A 20,697-nucleotide genomic window follows, 5' to 3' on the forward strand; every position below is an offset into this window, starting at 1 on the left:
ATGGCTATTTTGCTCGGATCAATCGCTGACGACTATACGGGCGCCTCCGACCTCGCCAATACGCTGACGAAGAACGGTCTGCGCACGGTGCAGACGGTCGGCATTCCCGATCCGTCGCTGGCGCTGCCGGATGTCGACGCCGTCGTCGTTTCCCTGAAGATCCGCTCCGTCCCGGCGGCGGACGCGGTGACGGCCGCGACCAGTGCTCAGCAATGGCTGCGCCAGCGGGGTGCGGGCCACGTGCTTTACAAGATCTGCTCGACCTTCGATTCCACCGATGCCGGCAATATCGGCCCGGTCACCGAGGCATTGAGCCACGCGGCGGGCGGCGGCATCGTGCTGGTTACACCCGCTTTCCCGGAAACGGGACGCACCGTCTATCTCGGCCATCTCTTCGTCGGCGGACAGCCGTTGAACGAAAGTCCGCTCAAAGACCATCCCCTCAATCCCATGCACGACGCCAATCTCGTGCGGGTTCTCACCCGGCAATCGCATGGCTCTGTCGGGCTGATTGATCTCGCGACCATCGCGACCGGACCCGGCGCCGTCAAAGCAAGGCTTGAGGCCTTGCGCGCGGCAGGCGTCACCGCAGCGATCGCCGATGCAATTTTCGAGCGGGATCTGGAAACGCTCGGCGAGATCGCATTGGAAACACCGGTCTCCACCGGCGCATCCGGGCTCGGCCTCGGCCTTGCCCGCGCGCTCGTCCGCTCCGGTCGGATATCGCCCAGTGGCGCAACGCCGGTGGATGCCATTCGCCCCGTGGGCGGGCTTTCCGCGATCGTTGCCGGCAGTTGTTCCAAGGCAACGCTGCGCCAGCTGGACATCGCCGAACGTTCGATGCCCGTCCTGCGGCTCGACCCGGAGCGGCTGCTTGCCGGTCCAGATGAGATCGCCGCGGCGCTTTCCTGGGCCGGAGACCGCATCGCCGCCGGCCCCGTCGTGGTCGCTGCGAGCGCCGCACCCGAAACCGTGTCCCGGCTGCAATCCCTTTATGGACGAGAGGCATCCGGTCATGCGATCGAGACCGCGACATCGCTCATCGCCGCCGAACTGGTGGCAAAAGGCGTGCGGCGGCTCGTGGTCGCAGGCGGCGAAACCTCGGGGGCGGCGGTCGATAGGCTCGCCATTCCGGCATTTCTGATCGGACCGGAGATTGCGCCCGGCGTGCCGGTGCTGCGCACGGTCGGCAATACTCAGGGCGACATGCTTCTGGCTTTGAAGTCAGGCAACTTCGGAGGCGAGGATTTCTTTGCGGCAGCGCTGGCGATGATGCACTGACGTATCTCCAGATTGCAGAAGCGCCGGCGGAAGCGGAACCCACCGACGATCCCCTCTACCATCACGTCGCTTGATCGCGCGGCCTTTGACCTCGTCATTCCCCGCATTCGGCCATGGCGTCTTTGCCATGCGCTGCCGCGTGCTGCGCCGAAACGATAGACACGATCGTCGAGCGCTCCGGCGTTTCATCAGAACAAAACAGGAACAATACCGACAGACGCGTGGGCGATGCAGGCCTCGGAATATCGAGAAACGGTCAGATTCGGTATTTTGTGCCGCCATATGGCGCCTTTCAGGAGAATCCGGCGCGGTGCAGGTGACAAACTACAATCACTGAAGGGCTCGGATCCCGGCAAATGCGGGGCCTTCCAAAGAAGAGCGGGACAATGATCCTGCCTGCGGGACCAGAATATTCTTCTTCGAGAAACGCGCTCCCACTGGGAGCCGAACACTGGGGAATTCACGTGAGCAAGAGCCTTCCGGAATTCAAATACATGACATTCGATGTCGTCGGCACGCTGATCGACTTCGAGAGCGGCCTCAAAACCTGCCTCGCCGAGATCGCGGCCGAGGCGGGAGGCACCATCGACGGCGAGCAGGCGCTTAACCTCTATCGCGCAGCCCGCTACGCCGAGGATGCCGGCCTCTTTCCCGACGACCTCGTACGTGTCTACCTCGCGATCGCGCCGAAGCTCGGTCTGCCCGCCGAACAAAAATATGGCGAACGGCTACGGGACTCGGCCAAGAGCTGGAAGGGTTTTGCAGACAGCGCCGCGGCGCTGGCCAAACTTGCGAAGAGTTACCGCCTCGTTGCGATGACCAATGCCCGCCGCTGGGCATTCGATTTGTTCGAGAAGGAACTCGGCAATCCCTTTTATGCCGCCTTCACGGCCGACGATACCGGCACCGAAAAACCCGATCCCGCATTCTTCGAGACGGTCTTCGCCTACGTTGCCGCGGAAGGCCATTCGAAGGACGACATCCTGCATGTCGCCCAGAGTCAATACCACGACATCGGGATTTCCAGGGAACTGGGGCTGGCCAATTGCTGGATCGAGCGGCGACATGCCCAAAAGGGATACGGCGGTACGATCGAGCCGGTCGAGTTCACCAAGCCCGATTTCCATTTCACGTCCATGGCAGGCCTTACGGATGCCGTGGCTGCTGCACGCGCCTGACGTTAAAACCGCCACAGAAGAAAAGGGGAATGAGATGAACAACAAGATTACCAATTGGACCAGCTCCGACGACGCCATGGTCGAAACCGCCATCCGTCGTGGCGCGACCCGTCGCGAGCTATTGCATATGATGCTCGCGGGTGGCGTAGCCATGTCCGCCGGCGGGCTGGTACTTGGCCGCGCCGGCAAGGCGCTCGCGGCGACGCCCGTTTCAGGCGGCACGCTCAAGGCGGCCGGCTGGTCGTCCTCCACAGCCGATACGCTCGACCCCGCCAAGGCGTCGCTCTCGACCGACTATGTCCGGTGCTGCTCCTTCTACAACCGCCTCACCATCCTCGACCAGAGCGGCAAGCCGCAGATGGAGCTTGCCGAGGCGATCGAATCCAAGGATGCGAAGACCTGGACGGTGAAGCTGAAGAGCGGCGTCACATTTCACGACGGTAAGCCGCTGACATCAGACGACGTGATCTTCTCTCTGAAGCGCCATCTCGACCCCTCCGTCGGCTCGAAGGTCGCCAAGATCGCCGCCCAAATGACGGGCTTCAAGGCGATCGACAAACAGACTGTCGAAATTACGCTCGCCAGCGCAAATGGTGACTTGCCGACCATCTTGGCGATCCATCACTTCATGATCGTTGCCGACGGGACGACCGACTTTTCGAAGGCGAATGGCACCGGCGCCTTCGTCAAGGAAGTCTTCGAACCCGGCGTGCGCTCGGTCGGGATCAAGAACAAGAACTACTGGAAATCCGGACCGAACATCGATTCCTTCGAATATTTCGCGATCAGCGACGACAATGCCCGCGTCAACGCCCTGCTTGCCGGCGATATCCACCTCGCAGCATCGATCAATCCGCGCTCGATGCGCCTCATCGAGGCTCAGGGAGATGGATTTACATTGTCGAAGACAACCTCCGGCAACTATACTAACCTCAATATGCGGATGGATATGGAGCCCGGCAACAAGCGGGACTTCATCGAAGGCATGAAGTCCCTCGTCAACCGCGAACAGATCGTCAAGTCGGCGCTGCGCGGTCTCGGCGAGGTTGGCAACGACCAACCCATTTCACCGGCGAACTTCTATCACGACGCGAACCTGAAAGCGCGGGGCTTCGATCCCGAAAAGGCGAAGTTCCACTTCGAAAAGGCAGGCGTCCTCGGCCAATCCATTCCGATCATCGCTTCGGACGCGGCGAACTCGTCGATTGATATGGCGATGATCATTCAGGCCGCCGGCGCTGAAATCGGCATGAAACTGGATGTCCAGCGCGTGCCTTCCGACGGTTACTGGGACAATTACTGGCTCAAGGCGCCGATCCACTTCGGAAATATCAACCCACGGCCAACCCCTGACATCCTGTTTTCCTTGCTCTACTCTTCCGATGCTCCGTGGAACGAAAGCCAGTACAAGTCGGAGAAGTTCGACAAGATGCTGATCGAGGCGCGCGGCTCGCTCGACCAGGAGAAGCGTAAGACGATCTACAATGAGATGCAGGCTATGGTCGCCCAGGAAGCCGGCACCATCATTCCAGCCTATATATCGAATGTCGACGCCACCACGGCCAAGCTCAAGGGGTTGGAACCCAGCCCGCTTGGCGGTCAGATGGGATACGCGTTTGCCGAATATGTCTGGCTCGAGGCCTGATAAAACACGGGGGCCGGGCTGCAATCGCGCGCCCGGCTTCCATTTCATTGACTTGAACTTTGAACACCAAAAGGGAGCCGCGCGTGAACAACCAGGTCTTATCCCTTGTGCTGAGCAGATTGCTCATCGCCCTGATCACCCTGGTGATCGTCTCCTTCGCCGTGTTCTTCGCGACAACGCTCTTGCCGGGAGACACGGCGACGATCCTGCTTGGCCAGGCGGCCACGCCGGAAGCCATCAAAGGCCTTCGCACGGCCATGCATCTCGACGAGCCGGCGCTCTTTCGTTTCCTGCGCTGGTCCGTTGGACTGCTACAGGGCGACCTTGGCACGTCCTATGCCAACCAAATGCCGATCGCCGACCTCATTGTCGGCCGCTTCGTCAACACGTTGAAACTCGCCGGCGTCACCGCGCTCTTCTCCGTGCCGATTGCTCTGACGCTCGGGATCACCGCGGCGATGCTGCGCGGCACCGTTTACGACCGGATCGTCACCGTAATCACCATCGGCGTCATCTCCGTGCCGGAATTCATGGTCGCGACCTCCGCCGCGCTGATCTTCGCCGTCTATCTGAAATGGCTGCCGGCGCTGTCATTCGCCAATGAAATTCACAGCCTGGCCGACATGTTGCGCGTCTATGCCATGCCGGTGATCACCCTCACCTTCGTGGTCTCGGCGCAGATGATCCGCATGACGCGCGCGGCCGTCATCGAGACGCTCAACACACCCTACGTCGAGATGGCGTTGCTCAAGGGGGCCTCGCGGCCACGCATCGTCTTTCGCCATGCACTGCCCAATGCGCTGGGTCCGATCGTCAATGCCGTTGCACTTTCCCTGTCCTATCTGCTCGGAGGCGTCATCATCGTCGAAACCATTTTCAATTATCCCGGCATCGCCAAGCTGATGCTGGATGCCGTAGCCACCCGCGACCTGCCGCTGATCCAGAGCTGCGCGATGATTTTCTGCCTAGGCTATCTGCTGCTGATCACCATCGCCGACATCATCGCCATCCTTTCAAATCCGAGGCTCCGATGACCATGACCAGTTCCGAAACCACGTCCGGCCGGCTGTCCGGAACCCGGCTTGGCTATCGCTTCAATATCGTCGGAGCGATCGGCCTTGCCGTCATCCTTTCCTGGGCGCTCATCGCGATCTTCGCGCCCTTGATCATCCCCTACCCCGTCGGTGAGATTATCGATCTCGACTATTTCGGCCCGATGAGCCGGGACCTCTGGCTCGGCTCCGACTATCTCGGCCGCGACATGCTCTCGCGGATCCTGATGGGCGCGCGGTACACGGTCGGCATCTCGCTGGCGGCGGTAACGATCGCCTGCTTCAGCGGCGTCGTACTCGGCATGATCGCGGCGGTTGCCGGCGGCTGGCTGGACACGATCCTCAGCCGCTTCCTCGACGCCCTCAATTCCATCCCGAGCAAGCTGTTCGGCCTGGTGGTCGTCGCGGCCGTCGGTTCCTCGGTCCCGGTTCTGGTCATGACGCTATCAGTGATCTACATCCCCGGTTCCTACCGCTTCGCGCGGGCGCTCGCCGTCAACATCAATGCGATGGATTTTATCACGGTTGCGCGCATCCGCGGAGAAAGCACCCTCTATCTCATTCGCTCCGAAATCCTGCCCAACATCGTCGGACCGGTGCTTGCCGATCTCGGGATCCGCTTTGTGTTCATCGTTCTGCTGCTTTCCGGGCTTTCTTTCCTGGGCCTTGGCGTCCAGCCGCCCTATGCCGATTGGGGTGCGCTGGTGCGCGAGAACATCGGCGGCCTGCCGTTCGGCGCGCCGGCGGTGATGTTTCCCTCCCTTGCGATCGCCAGCCTGACGATCAGCGTCAACCTGCTGATAGACAACCTGCCGCATAAAATTCGCGACCGGAGCGTGTCATGAGCAATTTCATTGAAATCCGTGACCTGAATATCGAGGCCACCACCGATTCCGGCCGACGCGTCGAGATCATCAAGGGTGTCAGCCTCGACGTTGCCGAAGGCGAGATCGTCGCGCTGATCGGCGAGAGCGGCTCGGGCAAGACAACCATCGCCCTGACCCTGATGGGCCATACCCGCGCGGGCTGTCGCATCAGCGGCGGCAGTGTTTCGGTCGGCGGCAAGGACATGGTCACGCTCAGCGAGAAGCAGCGCGCCAAGGTGCGCGGAACCGAAGTCGCCTATGTCCCGCAATCCGCCGCCGCCGCCTTCAACCCGGCCATATCGATCATGGACCAGGTGATCGAAGTCACGCGCATTCACCAACTGATGTCGCCGGACGATGCGCGTGCCCGGGCAGTCGAGCTCTTTCGGGCGCTGTCGCTGCCTGAACCCGAAACGATCGGCAGCCGTTATCCGCACCAGGTTTCCGGCGGCCAGCTGCAGCGTCTGGCGGCGGCCATGGCGCTGATCGGCGACCCGAGCCTGGTCATCTTCGATGAGCCGACGACGGCACTCGACGTGACCACCCAGATCGAAGTGCTGCGCGCTTTCAAGTCGGTCATGAAGAAGGGCGGCATATCAGGTGTCTATGTCTCGCACGACCTTGCCGTCGTCGCGCAGATCGCCGATCGCATCGTCGTGTTGAAAGGCGGAGAGACCCAGGAAACCGGCACCACCAAGGAAATCCTCAACAATGCAAAGCACCCCTATACCAGAGAGCTGCTCGCAGCCTTCGAGCCGAAATCGCGCGGCGCAGCAGGACTGGTCGCAAGTGCGACGGCGCCGCTTCTGAAGATCGACGATCTCGTTGCGGGCTATGGACAGCGCCAGGCCGACGGCCTGCCCCTCATTCGTGCGGTCGAGCACGTAAGCCTGAAGGTGGAAAAAGGGCGCAATCTCGGCATCATCGGAGAATCCGGTTGCGGCAAGTCGACGCTCGCCCGCACCATCGCCGGCATCCTGCCGGCCGCAGTCGGCAAGATCGTGTTCGACGGAACGGAACTGCGCCGCAACGCTCGCGAGCGCTCGCGCGACCAGCTGCGGGAGATGCAGATCGTCTTCCAATATGCCGATACCGCTCTCAACCCGGCAAAATCGGTTGAGGACATCCTCGCCAGGCCCCTGGTTTTTTACCACCGCATGGATCGGCGGGCCCGAAACGCCCGGATCGATCAACTGCTCGACATGGTTCGCCTGCCCCGCAGCCTCCGCCATCGCCGGCCTGGAGAACTTTCGGGCGGGCAGAAGCAGCGCGTCAACTTCGCCCGGGCACTCGCCGCCGATCCGAAGCTGATCCTCTGCGACGAGATTACCTCGGCGCTCGACACGGTGGTTGCCGCGGCGGTCATCGACCTGCTCAAGGAATTGCAGCGCGAACTCGGCCTCTCCTACATCTTCATCAGCCACGATCTCTCAGTCGTGGAAGCAATCTGCGACGAGATCGTGGTGATGTATGGGGGCCGGAAGGTCGAGGAAATCACCCACTCGACGGTGAAGGCGCCGACGCACCCCTATTCGCAACTGCTGTTCTCGTCGGTGCCGACGCTCGATCCGGCCTGGCTTGATGGGCTCCAGCAGGATCCTGAACTGGTGCGGGCCTATTGTCGGCAATAAGGGTCGGCGAGCGATCGTTTTGTCCGGCAGCGTTCGCCTTCGTGACCGGCCCACCTAGAATATAAACGGAGACCCTGCCATGCCTGCACCGCTCGATCGCATCGACACTACGCCGGAGCTGCCCACTACCGCCGATGCGGTGGTGATCGGCGGCGGCATCGTCGGTGTTTTCGCGGCCTATTATTTGGCCCGGCGCGGATTGAAAGTCGCCCTTGTCGAGAAGGGCCTTGTCGGTGCGGAACAATCGAGCCGCAACTGGGGCTGGTGCCGCCAGCAGAACCGCGACGCTCGTGAACTGCCGATGTCGACGAAGAGCCTCGATCTGTGGGAGCGCTTCGCCGCTGAGACCGGGGAGGACACCGGCTTTCGCCGCTGCGGCCTCTTCTATCTCAGCAATAGCGACGAGGAACTGTCCGGCTGGGCACGCTGGCGGGATTTCGCGCGCTCGGTCGGCGTCACGACGCATATGCTGAGCGGCGCGGAGGCCACCGAACGCGGGCGCGCCACCGGCAATGCGTGGAAAGGCGGGGTGTTTTCGCCGACCGACGGCACCGCCGATCCGGCACGTGCCGCGCCGGCCGTCGCACGAGCAATCCTGAAGCTCGGCGGCACGGTGCATCAGTCCTGTGCGGCCCGCGGCATCGACATCGAAGGCGGCAGGCTCTCGGGCGTCGTCACCGAGCATGGCACCATCCGGACAAAAATCGCGATCCTCGCCGGCGGCGCCTGGGCCTCCTCCTTCTGCCGCCAGATGGACATTCGATTTCCGCAGGCATCGATCCGTTCGTCGATCCTTTCCGTTGCACCGGGTGCCACGGGCCTGCCGGACGCGCTGCACACAGCTGCGGTCTCGGTCACGCGTCGCAGCGATGGCGGCTACACGCTGGCGATCAGCGGCCGCGGCCGCGTCGATCCCACCGCGCAACAGTTCCGCTTCGCGCCGCAGTTCCTGCCGATGTTCGCCCGGCGCTGGCGCAGTCTCGCACCCGGGGGCTTGGAGGGGTTTCGTTCCGGTCACGAGTCTCTGGCACGCTGGCGGCTCGACAGGCCGACGCCGATGGAGCGCATGCGCATCCTCGACCCGGCGGTCAACCAGGCCACCATTGCCCTCACGCATGCGCGAGCACTCGAGCTTCTGCCCGCCTTGAAGAAAACGAGCATCAGCGCGGCCTGGGCGGGCTATATCGACAGCACGCCGGACGGCGTGCCGGGGATCGGCGAGATCGCCACGCTTCCGGGTTTCATCCTCGCCGCGGGCTTCAGCGGCCACGGCTTCGGCATCGGGCCGGGCGCCGGTCACCTGATTGCCGATATCGTCACAGGCGACGAGCCGATCGTCGATCCCCGGCCCTACCATCCCGACCGCTTCGGGGCGTCGGCCTGGGGCAAAGTCGCCGATTTCTAAATAGGGCCCGGTCCGCAGGACAGGCAAAGATATACCACTCAGGAGGCCAGGGACATCCGCTGGCTGCTCGCAGGCGAGGGCCTGCGACCGTCGGCCGTTTGAAAGTGGGAGATTCTTTCGTTCAATACTTCCACCTGCTGCCGAAGCCGATGAATTTCCGCGGTATTTTCCTCGACCATGGCGGCGTTGTGCTGGGTGATGTGCTCGACGTCTCGAACGGCGTTGTTCACCTCGTCGATCCCCTTATATTGCGTGGTCGTGGCAGTCGAGATGACCTGCACCAACCCGTTGATCGAGGTGAAGTGCTCCATGATCGAGGAAAGCGCCTGGCCGGTCTCCTCGACGAGCTTGACGCCGGCGCCGACCTGCGATGCGCTGGTGGAGATCAGATCCTTGATCTCGCGGGCAGCCTTGGCGCAGCGCTGCGCAAGCTCGCGCACCTCCTGGGCGACGACGGCAAAACCTCTGCCGGCCTCCCCTGCGCGCGCCGCTTCCACGCCCGCATTCAACGCAAGAAGATTGGTTTGGAAGGCGATCTCGTCGATTACACCGATGATGCTGCTGACTTTTTCGGATGACCGATTGATGGCGCCCATGGCGTCGACCGCCTTGGCGACGACGGCTGCGGAATGCTCCGCCTGGCGGTGGGCTTCGCCAACCGAAAGCGAAGTCTGACGGGCGTTTTCGGCTGTCGTCCGCACGCTGACGGTCAGTTCGCCCAGTACCCGCGAACTTTCTTCGAGAGACGCGGCCTGCTGTTCCGTGCGCCGCGCCAGATCGTCGGCGGCTCCCGAAAGGTTGGTGCTGCCCTCGGCAATCTCGTAGGTCGTGTTGCGGACCTCGGCGAGTGTCAGGCGCAGCGCATCGATGGCGTGATTGTAGGTTTTCGCCATGGCGACATAATCTGCGGCCAGATCCTCGCTCATCTCGGCGGCAAGGTTGCCACTCGCAAGTTTGCCGAGCATGTCCGACAGAGCATTGAGAGCCTCGCTCTGTTCAGCCTCGACACGCGCCTGCTCGGCCGCGCGGCGGGCCTGCTCCAATTCGTCCCGCGACCGGTTTGCTTCGGCGAGCTCTTCCAGCCTGGTCTTTTCGAGTGCCTGATCGCGGAAGACGGTGACCGATCGGATCATGTCGCCGATCTCGTCGCCGCGCTTGCCGTCGCCGATCGGCACGTTCAGATCGCCGTCAGCCAGCCGCATCATCGTCTGGGTGATCCGCTTCAGCGGTCCGCGCAGGGTTTCGATCAGCATGAGACCGCCGATGATCGCAAGCACGGTGCCGGCAATCATCGCCGCGAGCGACATCGTCGCCGAGCGCTGGCTGATTTCCTTGCCGCTCTCCTGCGCTGTGCTGACGAACTGCTCGAGCGTGTGGCTTGCCGAGGCTACGAGCTCGGTGGCCGCTCCCTTCTCTGCTCGCCACCGATCCGCGATCGAAATCAGAAGCGACGTATCCTTTTCGATCGCCGCAAGCGACGGCTCGATTTTTTTCGCGAGATCCTGCAGCGCGGCGTTTCGTCCGCTCAAAGGTGCAAGCTTCGCGGCGTTTTCGCGCAGCGCCTTGAGATCGGCGAGAGCCGCATCCCGCGCCGCGGCATCGACGCGTCTGTTCAGTTCGCTGAGATGCAGGCGCAGATCGTCGATCGATTTGAAAGCGGCGTTGACGATCGTCACCATCGAGCGAAGCGTTGATATGCTCGCATCCATGCCGGCGAAGCGCTCGATCGCGGTGTCCGCATTGCCGGAGGCGAGTTTTGCATATTGCTCCCGAAGGCCCTGCAGGTCCTGGTCGACGGGAGCGTAACTTTCGAGCGACAGGCCGCTGTCCTCGGCCATGACCGCAAGCTTGTCCAGCATCGGCTTTAGAGCTGACATCTGGCTTTGGGCTTTCTCCGACGCAAGCGCCCCGCTGTCGCCCATCTCCTTGACGAGCGGCGGCAGGAGGCTGCCGATGGCCTGGGCGAGCTTCTGCGGATCGGCCGCCCCTGCGGTCGCCTTGCGCAGTTTGGCAATGCGTCCCGCGAGGTTCTTATAGGCCGAGGCGTCGAGAAGAAGCGCGCGGACAAAGGCCTCCTTGCCATTCGCCTGATCCTGGAGAACGTCGAGCTGTTTGCGGGCGGTCTGGCTTTCCTTGATCAGCTGGGTGACCGCATCGTCGATCGCCTGTTCGTTGCCGGCGCGCTCCTGCGCCACCGCCCAGAGCGCGTCGGCGCCGCCCTGCATCTTGGCCCCGAGTTCGCGCACCGCAGCAATCTGCTGCTTCTGCGCGGGATCGATCAACATCGCATCGAGCGTCGCAGCGCCCTTTTTCTGATCGGAGATGCTGGCGATCAGACGATCGCGGGCGGCGGCACTCGGAAGATCGGCAAAGGCGGTCAGAGCGGATCGCAGCTGCTGAAAGCTGGAAAGGGCTTCGATCGTCTGCCGGGTCAGGGTCATCTGCCCGTTCAGCGTACCGGCGGTGAAATAGCCGAAAAGCCCGATGCCGGCGATGAGGACGATCAGCGGCACCACGAAAAAGAGGACCTTCGTCACGATCCGCATACGCTGCAACAGTCGATCAATCAACGCCATAAGCAAGCCCCCGCGCCAGGAAATAGGCACTTTTACCGGCGCGGATCCCTCGCCTCCGCAAGCATCAAAACCTCTATATGGGGAGCGATGACTATGCTGGACTTGCGAGAGTGGCGCCTGATGACCACGCTAGTGATAACTGCTAAAAAAATGGTCAATGGTGTCGAGTTTTTTTGGAGCCCCGGCGGCGGACGCTTCAGCGCCCTCCGCCGTTCAGTTATCCGATGGCCATCAGGCTGGCATTGCCGCCGGCCGCGGCAGTGTTGATCGAGGTCGACACCTCCTCCAGCAGCCAATTCAGGCAATAGGCCTCGGGATCGCCCGCCAATTCCTCGCTGGTCGCGGCCTGGACAAGGAGAAGCGGACCGGGCAGGGCCGCAATCCTCCGGTTGACGACCAGAACCCTGTCGCGATCCCCTTCTACGAGTGCGCCCGAGAACGGCCCGTCTTTTTCCCAATCCGACGTCCAGGTAATCCGGCCGGCGACAGCCGCCGGCAGATCCGCCAGGGCCGATTTCGATAGGGAGCCCGCATCCACGACGATGTGGTTGCCGGTCGACAGGGCGGCGGCGATCTGGCGATAGAGCCCGCTTTCCGTTTGCGGCACGGCAAGAATGCGGCCGCGGGGATGGAGCGCATAGAGATTGAGTTCGCCGACCGGGCCGGTGAGCTCACGTTCGAGCCCGAGCGCTGAACGGCTCGCATAGCCACGGGCTGCTTCCCCTTCGCCCGGCAAGCCCTTCTTGTCGAGCCAGACGATATAATCGCGAAGGGCAAGATCCGTATGAACCGAATCCTGCTGCGGCGGCACCGGAGCACGCTGCACCAGCCGGCCGATATAGAGCGGACCGCCGGCCTTCGGACCGGTGCCCGACAGGCCACGGCCGCCGAAAGGCTGCACGCCGACGACAGCGCCGATGATGTTGCGGTTGACATAGAGGTTACCGGCCTTGATACGGCTGGTCACATGCGCGATCGTTTCGTCAAGCCGGGTGTGAAGCCCGAAGGTGAGGCCGTAACCCGATGCATTGATGTCGTCGATCAGGCGGTCGAGCCCGTTTCGCTTGAAGCGAACGACATGCAGGACCGGGCCGAAGATCTCCCTCGTCAGATCCGACAGCGACTTGATTTCGATGATCGTTGGCGGAACGAAGGTGCCGGCCGCGGCACTTTCGGGCAGCAGCAGCTGATCCACCTTGCGGCCGATGCCACGCATCTGCTCGATATGCTGGTCAATCTCCGCTTTTGCGCCATCGTTGATGACCGGTCCGACGTCGACACTCAGCCGATCGGTGCGGCCGATCGTCAACTCGCGGAAGGCGCCCTTCAGCATGGCGAGGGTCCGGTCGGCGACATCGTCCTGCAGGCAGAGGACGCGGAGCGCCGAGCACCGCTGGCCGGCGCTGTCGAAAGCCGACGCGATGACATCGGCCACCACCTGTTCGGCCAGAGCCGAGGAATCGACGATCATGCCGTTCTGGCCGCCGGTTTCGGCAATTAGCGGGATCGGCTTGCCGGTCGAAGACAGGCGTTCTGCCAGCTGCGCCTGGATCATCCGGGCGACTTCCGTCGATCCGGTAAACATCACACCCGCCGTTTCCGGTGCCCCGACCATGCCGGCGCCGAGGCGCCCGCTGCCGGGCACGAACTGCAAGGCGGCCACAGGAACGCCCGCCTCGTGGAGGATCTTGACGCTCTCCGAAGCGATGATCGGCGTGACGCCAGCGGGCTTCGCCAGCACGGGATTTCCGGCCACCAAGGCTGCCGCAACCTGCCCGGTGAAAATCGCCAACGGGAAATTCCACGGGCTGATGCAGACGATCGGGCCGAGAGGCGCATGCGACGGCCCGAGGGTCTTGCGCGCCTGTTCGGCATAATAACGCAGGAAGTCGATCGCCTCACGCACCTCGCCGACGGCATTGGCGGCTGATTTGCCGGCCTCGCGCATGATGATGCCCATCAGCGTCTTGATGCGGGCCTGCATGATGTCGGCCGCCCGTTCCAGGCAAGCCGCACGTTCGGCCGGCGGCACGGCCGCCCATTGCGGCGCATGCTCGGCCGCCATGGCAACGATCCGGGCTGCTGCCTCGACCTTCAATTCGGTGACGGTTCCGACGACGTCACGGTGATCGGCAGGATTAAGGACGTCACGCGTCACCCCGTCCGTGGAGCCATCGGCAAGAATCGGACCCGCATGCCATGGGCTCGCAGCCGAGGATACAAGCGTCTGCGCCAGATCGGAAAGGGTCGCCTCGTTCGATAGATCGAGACCGTCGGAATTGGCACGGGCGCTGCCGTAAAGCGCCTTCGGCGAGGCGATCTGCGCGTGCGGGGCGCCGACGACCGGCATGGCGGCAACGGTCTCTGCGGGATCGGCAATCAGCGCCTCGACGGAGACGTGCGGATCGGAGATGCGGTGCACGAAGGAGGAATTGGCGCCGTTTTCCAGAAGCCGGCGTACGAGATAGGCAAGCAGCGTCTCATGTGTTCCCACCGGCGCATAGATGCGGCAGGGCCGGTCGAGCTTTCCCTTGCCGACGACCTCGTCGTAGAGCGGTTCGCCCATGCCGTGCAGACATTGGAACTCGTATTTGCCGACTGCGAAATCGGGACCGGCCAGATGATAGATCGTCGCCAGCGTCTGCGCATTGTGGCTAGCAAACTGCGGGAAGACGGCGTCGGAGGCGTTCAGCAGCTTGCGCGCGCAGGCGATATAGGCAACGTCGGTGTAGATCTTGCGGGTATAGACCGGATAGTCGTTAAGACCGTCCAGCTGGGCGCGCTTGATCTCCGCATCCCAATAGGCGCCCTTGACCAGACGCACCATGACCCGGCGCCCCGAACGGCGCGCCAGATCGATGACATAATCGAGCACGAAGGGGCAACGTTTGCCATAGGCCTGGACGACGAAGCCCAGCCCGTTCCAACCGGCGAGATTGGGGGCAAAGCAGAGTTCTTCGAGCAGATCGAGCGAAAGCTCCAGCCGGTCGGCCTCCTCGGCATCGATATTGAGGCCGATATCGTAGCTCTTGGCGAGAACGGCCAGCGCCTTGACCTTTGGCAGCAACTCGCCCATCACCCGGCCGGCCTGCGCCCTCACGTAGCGGGGATGCAGGGCCGAAAGCTTGATCGAAATACCAGGGCCGTCATAAATGCCGCGCCCGTCCGAGGCCTTGCCGATGGCGTGAATCGCCTTTTCATAATCCTTGAAATAACGTTCGGCGTCGGCGGCCGTCGTCGCGGCCTCGCCCAGCATGTCGTAGGAATAGCGAAAACCGCGCGCTTCGAGCGGCCGAGCGCGTTTCAGCGCCTCCTCGATCGTTTCGCCGGTAACGAACTGCTCGCCCATCATGCGCATCGCCATATCGACGCCGCGGCGGATGACCGGCTCGCCGGCGCGCGCGATCAGCCGCGTCAGCGCTGCCGAAAGGCTGCGGTCGTTGACCGTCGACGTCAGCTTGCCGGTGACGACGAGGCCCCAGGTGGCGGCGTTGACGAACATGGATTTGCCGCCGCCGATATGCGAGGTCCAGTTGCCCTCGGCAATCTTATCGCGGATCAGCGCATCGCGGGTGTCCGTATCGGGAATGCGCAGCAGCGCTTCGGCAAGACACATGAGCGCCACGCCTTCCTGGCTGGAGAGCGAATATTCCTGTACCAGACCTTCGACACCGGTGCCCTTATGCTTGGCGCGCAAGGCCTCGATCAGCGTGCGGGCCGTGCTGCGAATGTCATAGCGTTTCGCCTCGGAGACGCGCGCGGCGGTAACGAGTGGCGGCAGGCATTCGGTTTCCGGGCGGCGATAGGCCGCCGTAATTGCCTGGCGGAGCTCGGATTGCGGCCGGATCGGCGGGGCGAAACCGGAGAACGGCGCACCATTGGCGGGATCATTGGAGGATGCGGGGTCGATCGCTGCGTTCAACATGGGAGTCCCTATCAAATCGGTGTCTGATCTAACGGATAAATGGAACACTGGGCTCATCGTCCCAGGCATCATCCGTGAAAACTGGGCCGGAATATTCCGTCTCGCGAAGCGGGCGCACATCCGGCTTGTCGCGCTTGACGGTGAATGCCGCCGCCACGACCCTTATCGCCAGCGGCCGGTAATGAACGAGCAGGTCCGGCTTTTGATCGTCATCCGGTTCACCTCCGTGCATGCATAATCCCCCTTTTTCGAGGGCCGAGCCAATGCCGATCTGACTATATGCCAGGTGGTTGTGCCCTTCCTCCGATTGCCGCTGCACAATCTATCACAGTCGCAAATCGCGATCTCACTTGATTTTTTCGTTTTTAAGGCTGTATGAACTTATTAACTCACCAGAGAAAGTTCAAATGGCTATCGATACCGACATCTTTAGTGAATTGGACCAGTTCGACAGGAAGATTCTCTCCGAACTCGCCGAGGACGGCAGGCTGTCGATCACGGATCTCGCGGCACGTGTCGGGCTATCGAAGACGCCGTGCCAGATCCGTTTCAAAAGGTTGATCAGCGACGGCTACATCGAAGGCTTCAAGGCCGTTCTCAATCCGTCAAAAATGCAGCTCGACCACATCGCCTTCGTCGAGGTGAAGCTCTCCGATACCCGCGAGGATGCGCTGAAAAGCTTCAACGACGCCATCAAGAAGATCAGGGAAGTCGAAGAGTGCCATATGATCGCCGGCAGGTTCGACTATCTCCTGAAGATCCGCACCCGCGATATCGGCCGCTACCGCCGCGTTCTCGGCGAGCGGATCTCGACACTGCCTCACGTTGCCAGCACGTCGACAAATGTCGCGATGGAGACGGTCAAGGAAAGCTGGGACAAGTTCGGCTCTAGTCTTTCCTGAAGGCCATCCGCGGAGATTATGGTCACCGGACGGCTATCAGCACCGAATCAACGCGGCCACATTCGAGCGACGCATAATCCGGTCATTTGCCGTCGATTGGTGGCCCGAAGCGGCTGTTTGTCATCCGAACATCGGGTGCGGGAATGGTAGCAATCGAGCCACCGGCAGTTCAGCCGCCTTTCGCTTTCCGACCGCGTGCGCTTGGTCTCACCGGTACGCTTTTGCCATGCTCGTTCCACCATGCCGCTAAGGCTTCCATCGTGGGTGCGAGGCCCCGCGCTTTTGGTGTGATCTCATATTCGACACGCGGAGGAACCTCCGCAAAGATGGTGCGCGACACGAGGCCGTCCGCCTCAAGCTCGCGGAGTTGCACCGTCAGCATGTGCTGCGTGATGCCCGGAATAGCCTTTCTCAATTCGCCAAACCGGTAGATCCGCTGATTGAGCAGCCACATGATTTCCAGCTTCCATTTGCCAGAGAGCAGCGAGAATGCGCGCCTCATTTCCTCATGCATATCTTCGGCCATAGTCTGCTTTTCCATACTAACTGCAAATAATTCATCCTACTTGGAAAATTAAACCTTAGACAATATTTTCCATCCGTGCATCAGGGGGCGCAGCGAAATAGCGCTCTCAACATAGCAACCGACAGAATCGACGAGAGGAATGTTGCTGCGCTAGCAGCGACAGGGATAAGCTTATGCTTGAATTTTACGTGTACTGGATCAGCACGACACTTCTATCCGCGCTCTACCTTGCTTCAGCCTACCTGTATGCAACAAAGGGAGACTGGGTTCGTGGGGCTCTGACGGACCTTGGATTCAAGGCTCCCTATCTCATTCCACTCATGATCGCCATCAAGGTTCTCGGCCCGATTGCGATCCTTTCGCGCGTCAGCGTGCCGCTCAGCGATCTCGCCTATGCCGGCATCTTTTTTCACCTACTGCTGTCGGGCCTCGCGCATATCGGCGCTCGAAAACCTTTCGGCGCTTTGCCGGCGGCGATCGGCCTGGCACTACTGGTCGCCTCGTTCACCACGCAGAACGACGCACGCGACCTTCCCTCCCCTTACGTTCAGGCCGCGGTCGCGCGCTGTCTCGATGAATCCCAAACACTATCGAATGGAGATGTACATGGGTAGACTCAATGGAAAAGTTGCCATCGTCACCGGCGCAAGCCGCGGCATCGGCCGCGCCACCGCAAAGCTTTTTGCGGTTGAAGGCGCCAAGGTCGCAGTTCTTTCGCGAACGTCCGAAGGCGTAGAGCGCGTGGTTGCCGACATTATTGACGCTGGCGGCACCGCGCTCGGCGTCGTCGGCGACGTCGGTGAAGCCCATCAGATCACGGCCGCGGTGGATTTGGTTATCTCTGCATACGGCCGCATCGACATTCTGGTAAACAATGCTTTCGACGGTTCTGCTGTCTTGTCTTCGGTCATCGACCTTTCCGTCGAGCAACTGCAACGAAACTTAGATACAGGCCCGATTGCATATCTACGCTTCATGCAGGCTTGCTATCCTCACCTTAAGGAAGCAGGAGCAGGCCGGATCATCAACTTCGGCTCCATGGCCGGCACCATCGGCTTGGCTGGTTATGGTCCTTACAACATGGCCAAGGAGGCAGTGCGCGCGCTGACCCGCACGGCGGCACGCGAGTGGGGTGCCGACAATATCACCGTGAACAACGTTCTGCCGATCGCGGACACCTGGGGCGCCGCGGAAAATGACGCTCCTCCGCCGGCGAACGCGCTTGAGCGTTTCGGCTCACCGGAAGATGACATTGCACCGGTCGTCCTGTTCCTTGCCAGTAAGGATTCGCAGTTCATCACCGGCTACAGTCTTACTCCCGACGGTGGCGCCATCATCGACAGCGCTCGGTAATTGCCGGTGAGCTAGGGGGGCAACGGCTTGCGCCCCTTTTTCCATTGGAGCGGCCCGGCGTGTTTTAGGGCTACCTGAGACGGTAGCGAAAGGCTTCCACGAAGGCAGAAAAAGCGGAAGATGGGTGGCGCCGGCTGGGATAGTAGAGATGATAGCCTTGAAACGTCGGCGTCCAGTCTGCGAGCACTTCGTGCAATTCGCCGCTGTCCAGATATTGCCGGACCAGATCCTTCGGCACATAGGACAATCCCACGCCATCGCGAGCAGCATTAATCGCCGGTTCCATGGTGCTCAACACGAGTTGGCCCTCGACCCGCACGCTGAATTCGCGGCCGTCCTTCTCGAATTCCCAGGCGTAAAGCGCGCCTGACGTGGGAAGCCGCAGGTTGACGCAATTGTGGTCTGTCAGGTCTTGTGGCGTTGCAGGCATCGCCCGCCCAGCAAAATATTCAGGCGATCCGACCACGGCATAGGAGACGTCGGGACCGAGACGAACGGCCACCATGTCGCGCGCGATTGATTCACCGAGCCGCACACCAGCATCGAATTGGCGTTCGACAATGTTTGTGAGGCCGTTGTCGACGATGAGTTCCACTGTGATGTCAGGATAGTCACGCAGAAATGCCGGCAGTCTCGAACGAAAAACCAGTTCGGCGGCGTCGTCGGGACACACCAGCCGAACCAGACCTGAAGGCTTGTCACGCAATGCACCGAGAGCGCTGATACCGGCGGCGATGCTCTCGAAATGTGGCTGGATGCTTTCGACCAGACGAGCGCCCGCTGCTGTTGGCGCAACATCCCGTGTCGTCCGCGAAAGAAGACGGACGCCGAGCCGCTCTTCAAGCGCGCTAACCGTGTGGCTCAGAGCCGAGCGGGTGACGCCCAGCTTTGAGGCGGCGCGCGTAAAGCTTCGCTCCTGAGCCACCTCAAGAAACGCACGTATCTCAGTGAATTCGTCCCGACGCATTGTTGAATGCTCCTCACCACGACATCCAGATTATAGCGTCTACTCACGCAAAACCACCCGGTTTATCTATCCCTAGCAGACAGTTGAAGAGGTTGCGGCATTGGCCAACCAGGAGATCACCATGCGACAAGGAATCGAGAACAAAGTCGTCGTCATCACCGGTGCAAGCAGCGGACTTGGCGAAGCCACGGCGCGCCACCTCGCCGAGCGCGGCGCTTCGGTCGTCCTGGGCGCGCGCCGAACGAGCCGGATCGAAAGCTTGGCTAAAGAACTGAGGTCCAAAGGCCTGAAGGCGAAAGCAGTCCAAACCGACGTCACGGATCCACATCAAGTCACGACGCTCGTCGACATGGCCGTCGAAGAATTCGGTCGGATCGACGTGATGCTGAACAATGCGGGACTGATGCCGCTTGCGCCGCTCGAACGGCTTAAGCTGGATGAGTGGGATCGCATGATCGACGTGAACATCAAGGGCGTGCTTTACGGTATTGCAGCCGCACTGCCCCGCATGAAGGCGCAGAAATCAGGGCACATCATCAACGTATCCTCCGTCTACGGCCATGTGGTCGATCCGGGCGCCGCCGTTTACTGCGCCACGAAATTCGCCGTTCGCGCGCTTTCGGAGGGGCTGCGGAAGGAAATGAAGCCATACAACATCCGCACCACGATCATCTCACCCGGTGCGGTGAGAACCGAGCTACTCGAGCATATCAGCGAGAAGGACATCCAAGCCGGCACGCAAGAGTTCGTCAGCAAGATCGCCATCGGCGCCGACACCTTCGCCAGAACGGTGGCGTTCGCTGTGAACGAGCCGGACGATGTCGATATCAATGAAATCCTGTTCCGGCCCACGGCTCAACCGGTCTGACGCGAGGCAGCGATGTCGACGACATCCCAGTTCGTGAGCCGGCGGGCGATGTTGGGGCTAGCCCTGACGGCGGCGCCATGCCTCGCCTGGCGACCGCGCCGCAAGGCGGCGGTCCGGCGAACCAGGAACCCACCGCCTTCAGGATCAGGATCAACGATCTGGCCCTGACAGCAACACTTTATGACAATCCCTCTGCGCGGGATCTTGCATCCATGCTGCCTTTGGACCTCAAGATCGAGGACTACGGCAACACCGAGAAGATCGTCCATCTGCCGCGCAAGCTCACGGAAGAGGGCAGCGGCCTCTTCGGCAACGAACAGCCGGGCGATCTTTGCTACTTCAAGCCCTGGGGGAAACCTCGCCCTCTTCTACGGCGATTACCACTGGGACGGACTGATCCGGCTCGGCCGCTTCGACACTGGTTTCGAGCTGCTGCTCGTGCGGGGAGAATTTCCGGTGCGTATCGAACGGATCTGACCATCCCCGCCGGAAACACAGCCTGACGGCTTGATCCGGTCTTGC

The 20,697-nt window shown here is 61.8% G+C and carries 16 protein-coding genes and 1 pseudogene; 12 read left to right on the forward strand and 5 right to left on the reverse strand.

What is annotated here, in order from left to right:
• The 7 genes from otnK to RCCGE510_RS27175 all read left to right on the forward strand — a co-directional run bounded on the left by otnK (position 1) and on the right by RCCGE510_RS27175 (position 9,058).
• Positions 1 to 1,281 (forward strand): 3-oxo-tetronate kinase, encoded by a 1,281-nt coding sequence (otnK, locus tag RCCGE510_RS27145; protein ID WP_007635463.1) that lies wholly within the window; start codon positions 1 to 3, stop codon positions 1,279 to 1,281.
• A gap of 464 nt (positions 1,282 to 1,745) precedes the next feature.
• A complete protein-coding gene (locus tag RCCGE510_RS27150; RefSeq protein WP_007635470.1) occupies positions 1,746 to 2,459 on the forward strand; it encodes an HAD-IA family hydrolase in 714 nt (237 codons plus the stop codon).
• 34 nt (positions 2,460 to 2,493) lie between these two features.
• Positions 2,494 to 4,104: an ABC transporter substrate-binding protein gene (locus RCCGE510_RS27155; RefSeq protein ID WP_007635472.1), complete on the forward strand. Its 1,611-nt coding sequence runs from the start codon at positions 2,494 to 2,496 to the stop codon at positions 4,102 to 4,104.
• A gap of 83 nt (positions 4,105 to 4,187) precedes the next feature.
• Positions 4,188 to 5,138, forward strand: a complete 951-nt coding sequence (locus RCCGE510_RS27160) for an ABC transporter permease (protein ID WP_007635474.1) — start codon at positions 4,188 to 4,190, stop codon at positions 5,136 to 5,138.
• Positions 5,135 to 6,001 carry an ABC transporter permease gene (locus RCCGE510_RS27165; RefSeq protein ID WP_007635476.1) on the forward strand — a complete coding sequence of 289 codons (867 nt, stop codon included), beginning with the start codon at positions 5,135 to 5,137 and terminating at the stop codon, positions 5,999 to 6,001. Before RCCGE510_RS27160 ends, RCCGE510_RS27165 begins: the two co-directional genes overlap by 4 nt.
• Positions 5,998 to 7,653: an ABC transporter ATP-binding protein gene (locus RCCGE510_RS27170; protein ID WP_007635478.1), complete on the forward strand. Its 1,656-nt coding sequence runs from the start codon at positions 5,998 to 6,000 to the stop codon at positions 7,651 to 7,653. The genes RCCGE510_RS27165 and RCCGE510_RS27170 overlap by 4 nt, the downstream gene beginning before the upstream one ends.
• 79 nt (positions 7,654 to 7,732) lie before the next feature.
• Positions 7,733 to 9,058, forward strand: coding sequence for an FAD-binding oxidoreductase (locus tag RCCGE510_RS27175; RefSeq protein ID WP_007635480.1), 1,326 nt, complete (start codon positions 7,733 to 7,735; stop codon positions 9,056 to 9,058).
• Positions 9,059 to 9,096: 38 nt separating this feature from the next.
• Here the strand turns inward: RCCGE510_RS27175 and RCCGE510_RS27180 are convergent, their stop codons facing one another.
• From RCCGE510_RS27180 to RCCGE510_RS27190, 3 genes are all read right to left on the reverse strand, one after another.
• Entirely contained in the window at positions 9,097 to 11,634 is a 2,538-nt protein-coding gene (locus tag RCCGE510_RS27180; RefSeq protein WP_007635482.1) for a methyl-accepting chemotaxis protein, read from the reverse strand.
• Between the two features lie 217 nt (positions 11,635 to 11,851).
• The gene (gene putA, locus RCCGE510_RS27185) at positions 11,852 to 15,559 is read right to left on the reverse strand and encodes a trifunctional transcriptional regulator/proline dehydrogenase/L-glutamate gamma-semialdehyde dehydrogenase (RefSeq protein ID WP_007635485.1); all 3,708 of its coding nucleotides are present in this window, start codon (positions 15,557 to 15,559) and stop codon (positions 11,852 to 11,854) included.
• Positions 15,560 to 15,587: 28 nt separating this feature from the next.
• Entirely contained in the window at positions 15,588 to 15,791 is a 204-nt protein-coding gene (locus RCCGE510_RS27190; protein WP_007635487.1) for a hypothetical protein, read from the reverse strand.
• A 175-nt stretch (positions 15,792 to 15,966) separates the two neighbouring features.
• Between RCCGE510_RS27190 and RCCGE510_RS27195 the strand changes: the two genes are divergently transcribed.
• Positions 15,967 to 16,461 carry an Lrp/AsnC ligand binding domain-containing protein gene (locus tag RCCGE510_RS27195; RefSeq protein ID WP_007635489.1) on the forward strand — a complete coding sequence of 165 codons (495 nt, stop codon included), beginning with the start codon at positions 15,967 to 15,969 and terminating at the stop codon, positions 16,459 to 16,461.
• A gap of 169 nt (positions 16,462 to 16,630) precedes the next feature.
• Here the strand turns inward: RCCGE510_RS27195 and RCCGE510_RS27200 are convergent, their stop codons facing one another.
• On the reverse strand, positions 16,631 to 17,002 hold the full coding sequence (locus RCCGE510_RS27200) for a helix-turn-helix domain-containing protein (protein WP_037079814.1): 372 nt from the start codon (positions 17,000 to 17,002) through the stop codon (positions 16,631 to 16,633).
• Between the two features lie 158 nt (positions 17,003 to 17,160).
• Here RCCGE510_RS27200 and RCCGE510_RS27205 point away from each other — a divergent pair, with 158 nt between their 5' ends.
• Together RCCGE510_RS27205 and RCCGE510_RS27210 are read left to right on the forward strand one after the other, a co-directional pair.
• The gene (locus tag RCCGE510_RS27205; protein WP_007635493.1) at positions 17,161 to 17,601 is read left to right on the forward strand and encodes a DoxX family protein; all 441 of its coding nucleotides are present in this window, start codon (positions 17,161 to 17,163) and stop codon (positions 17,599 to 17,601) included.
• A complete protein-coding gene (locus RCCGE510_RS27210; RefSeq protein WP_007635494.1) occupies positions 17,594 to 18,340 on the forward strand; it encodes an SDR family oxidoreductase in 747 nt (248 codons plus the stop codon). Before RCCGE510_RS27205 ends, RCCGE510_RS27210 begins: the two co-directional genes overlap by 8 nt.
• Before the next feature lie 70 nt (positions 18,341 to 18,410).
• Here the strand turns inward: RCCGE510_RS27210 and RCCGE510_RS27215 are convergent, their stop codons facing one another.
• Positions 18,411 to 19,307, reverse strand: a complete 897-nt coding sequence (locus RCCGE510_RS27215; RefSeq protein ID WP_007635503.1) for a LysR family transcriptional regulator — start codon at positions 19,305 to 19,307, stop codon at positions 18,411 to 18,413.
• Positions 19,308 to 19,428: 121 nt separating this feature from the next.
• Here RCCGE510_RS27215 and RCCGE510_RS27220 point away from each other — a divergent pair, with 121 nt between their 5' ends.
• Both RCCGE510_RS27220 and RCCGE510_RS27225 read left to right on the forward strand, forming a co-directional pair.
• The gene (locus RCCGE510_RS27220) at positions 19,429 to 20,175 is read left to right on the forward strand and encodes an SDR family oxidoreductase (RefSeq protein ID WP_007635520.1); all 747 of its coding nucleotides are present in this window, start codon (positions 19,429 to 19,431) and stop codon (positions 20,173 to 20,175) included.
• A 12-nt stretch (positions 20,176 to 20,187) separates the two neighbouring features.
• A pseudogene (locus RCCGE510_RS27225) lies at positions 20,188 to 20,652 on the forward strand (cyclophilin-like fold protein).
• Positions 20,653 to 20,697 lie beyond the last annotated feature (45 nt).

It is taken from the genome of Rhizobium sp. CCGE 510 (genome assembly GCF_000292525.1).
In the GTDB taxonomy this organism is placed as follows: domain Bacteria; phylum Pseudomonadota; class Alphaproteobacteria; order Rhizobiales; family Rhizobiaceae; genus Rhizobium.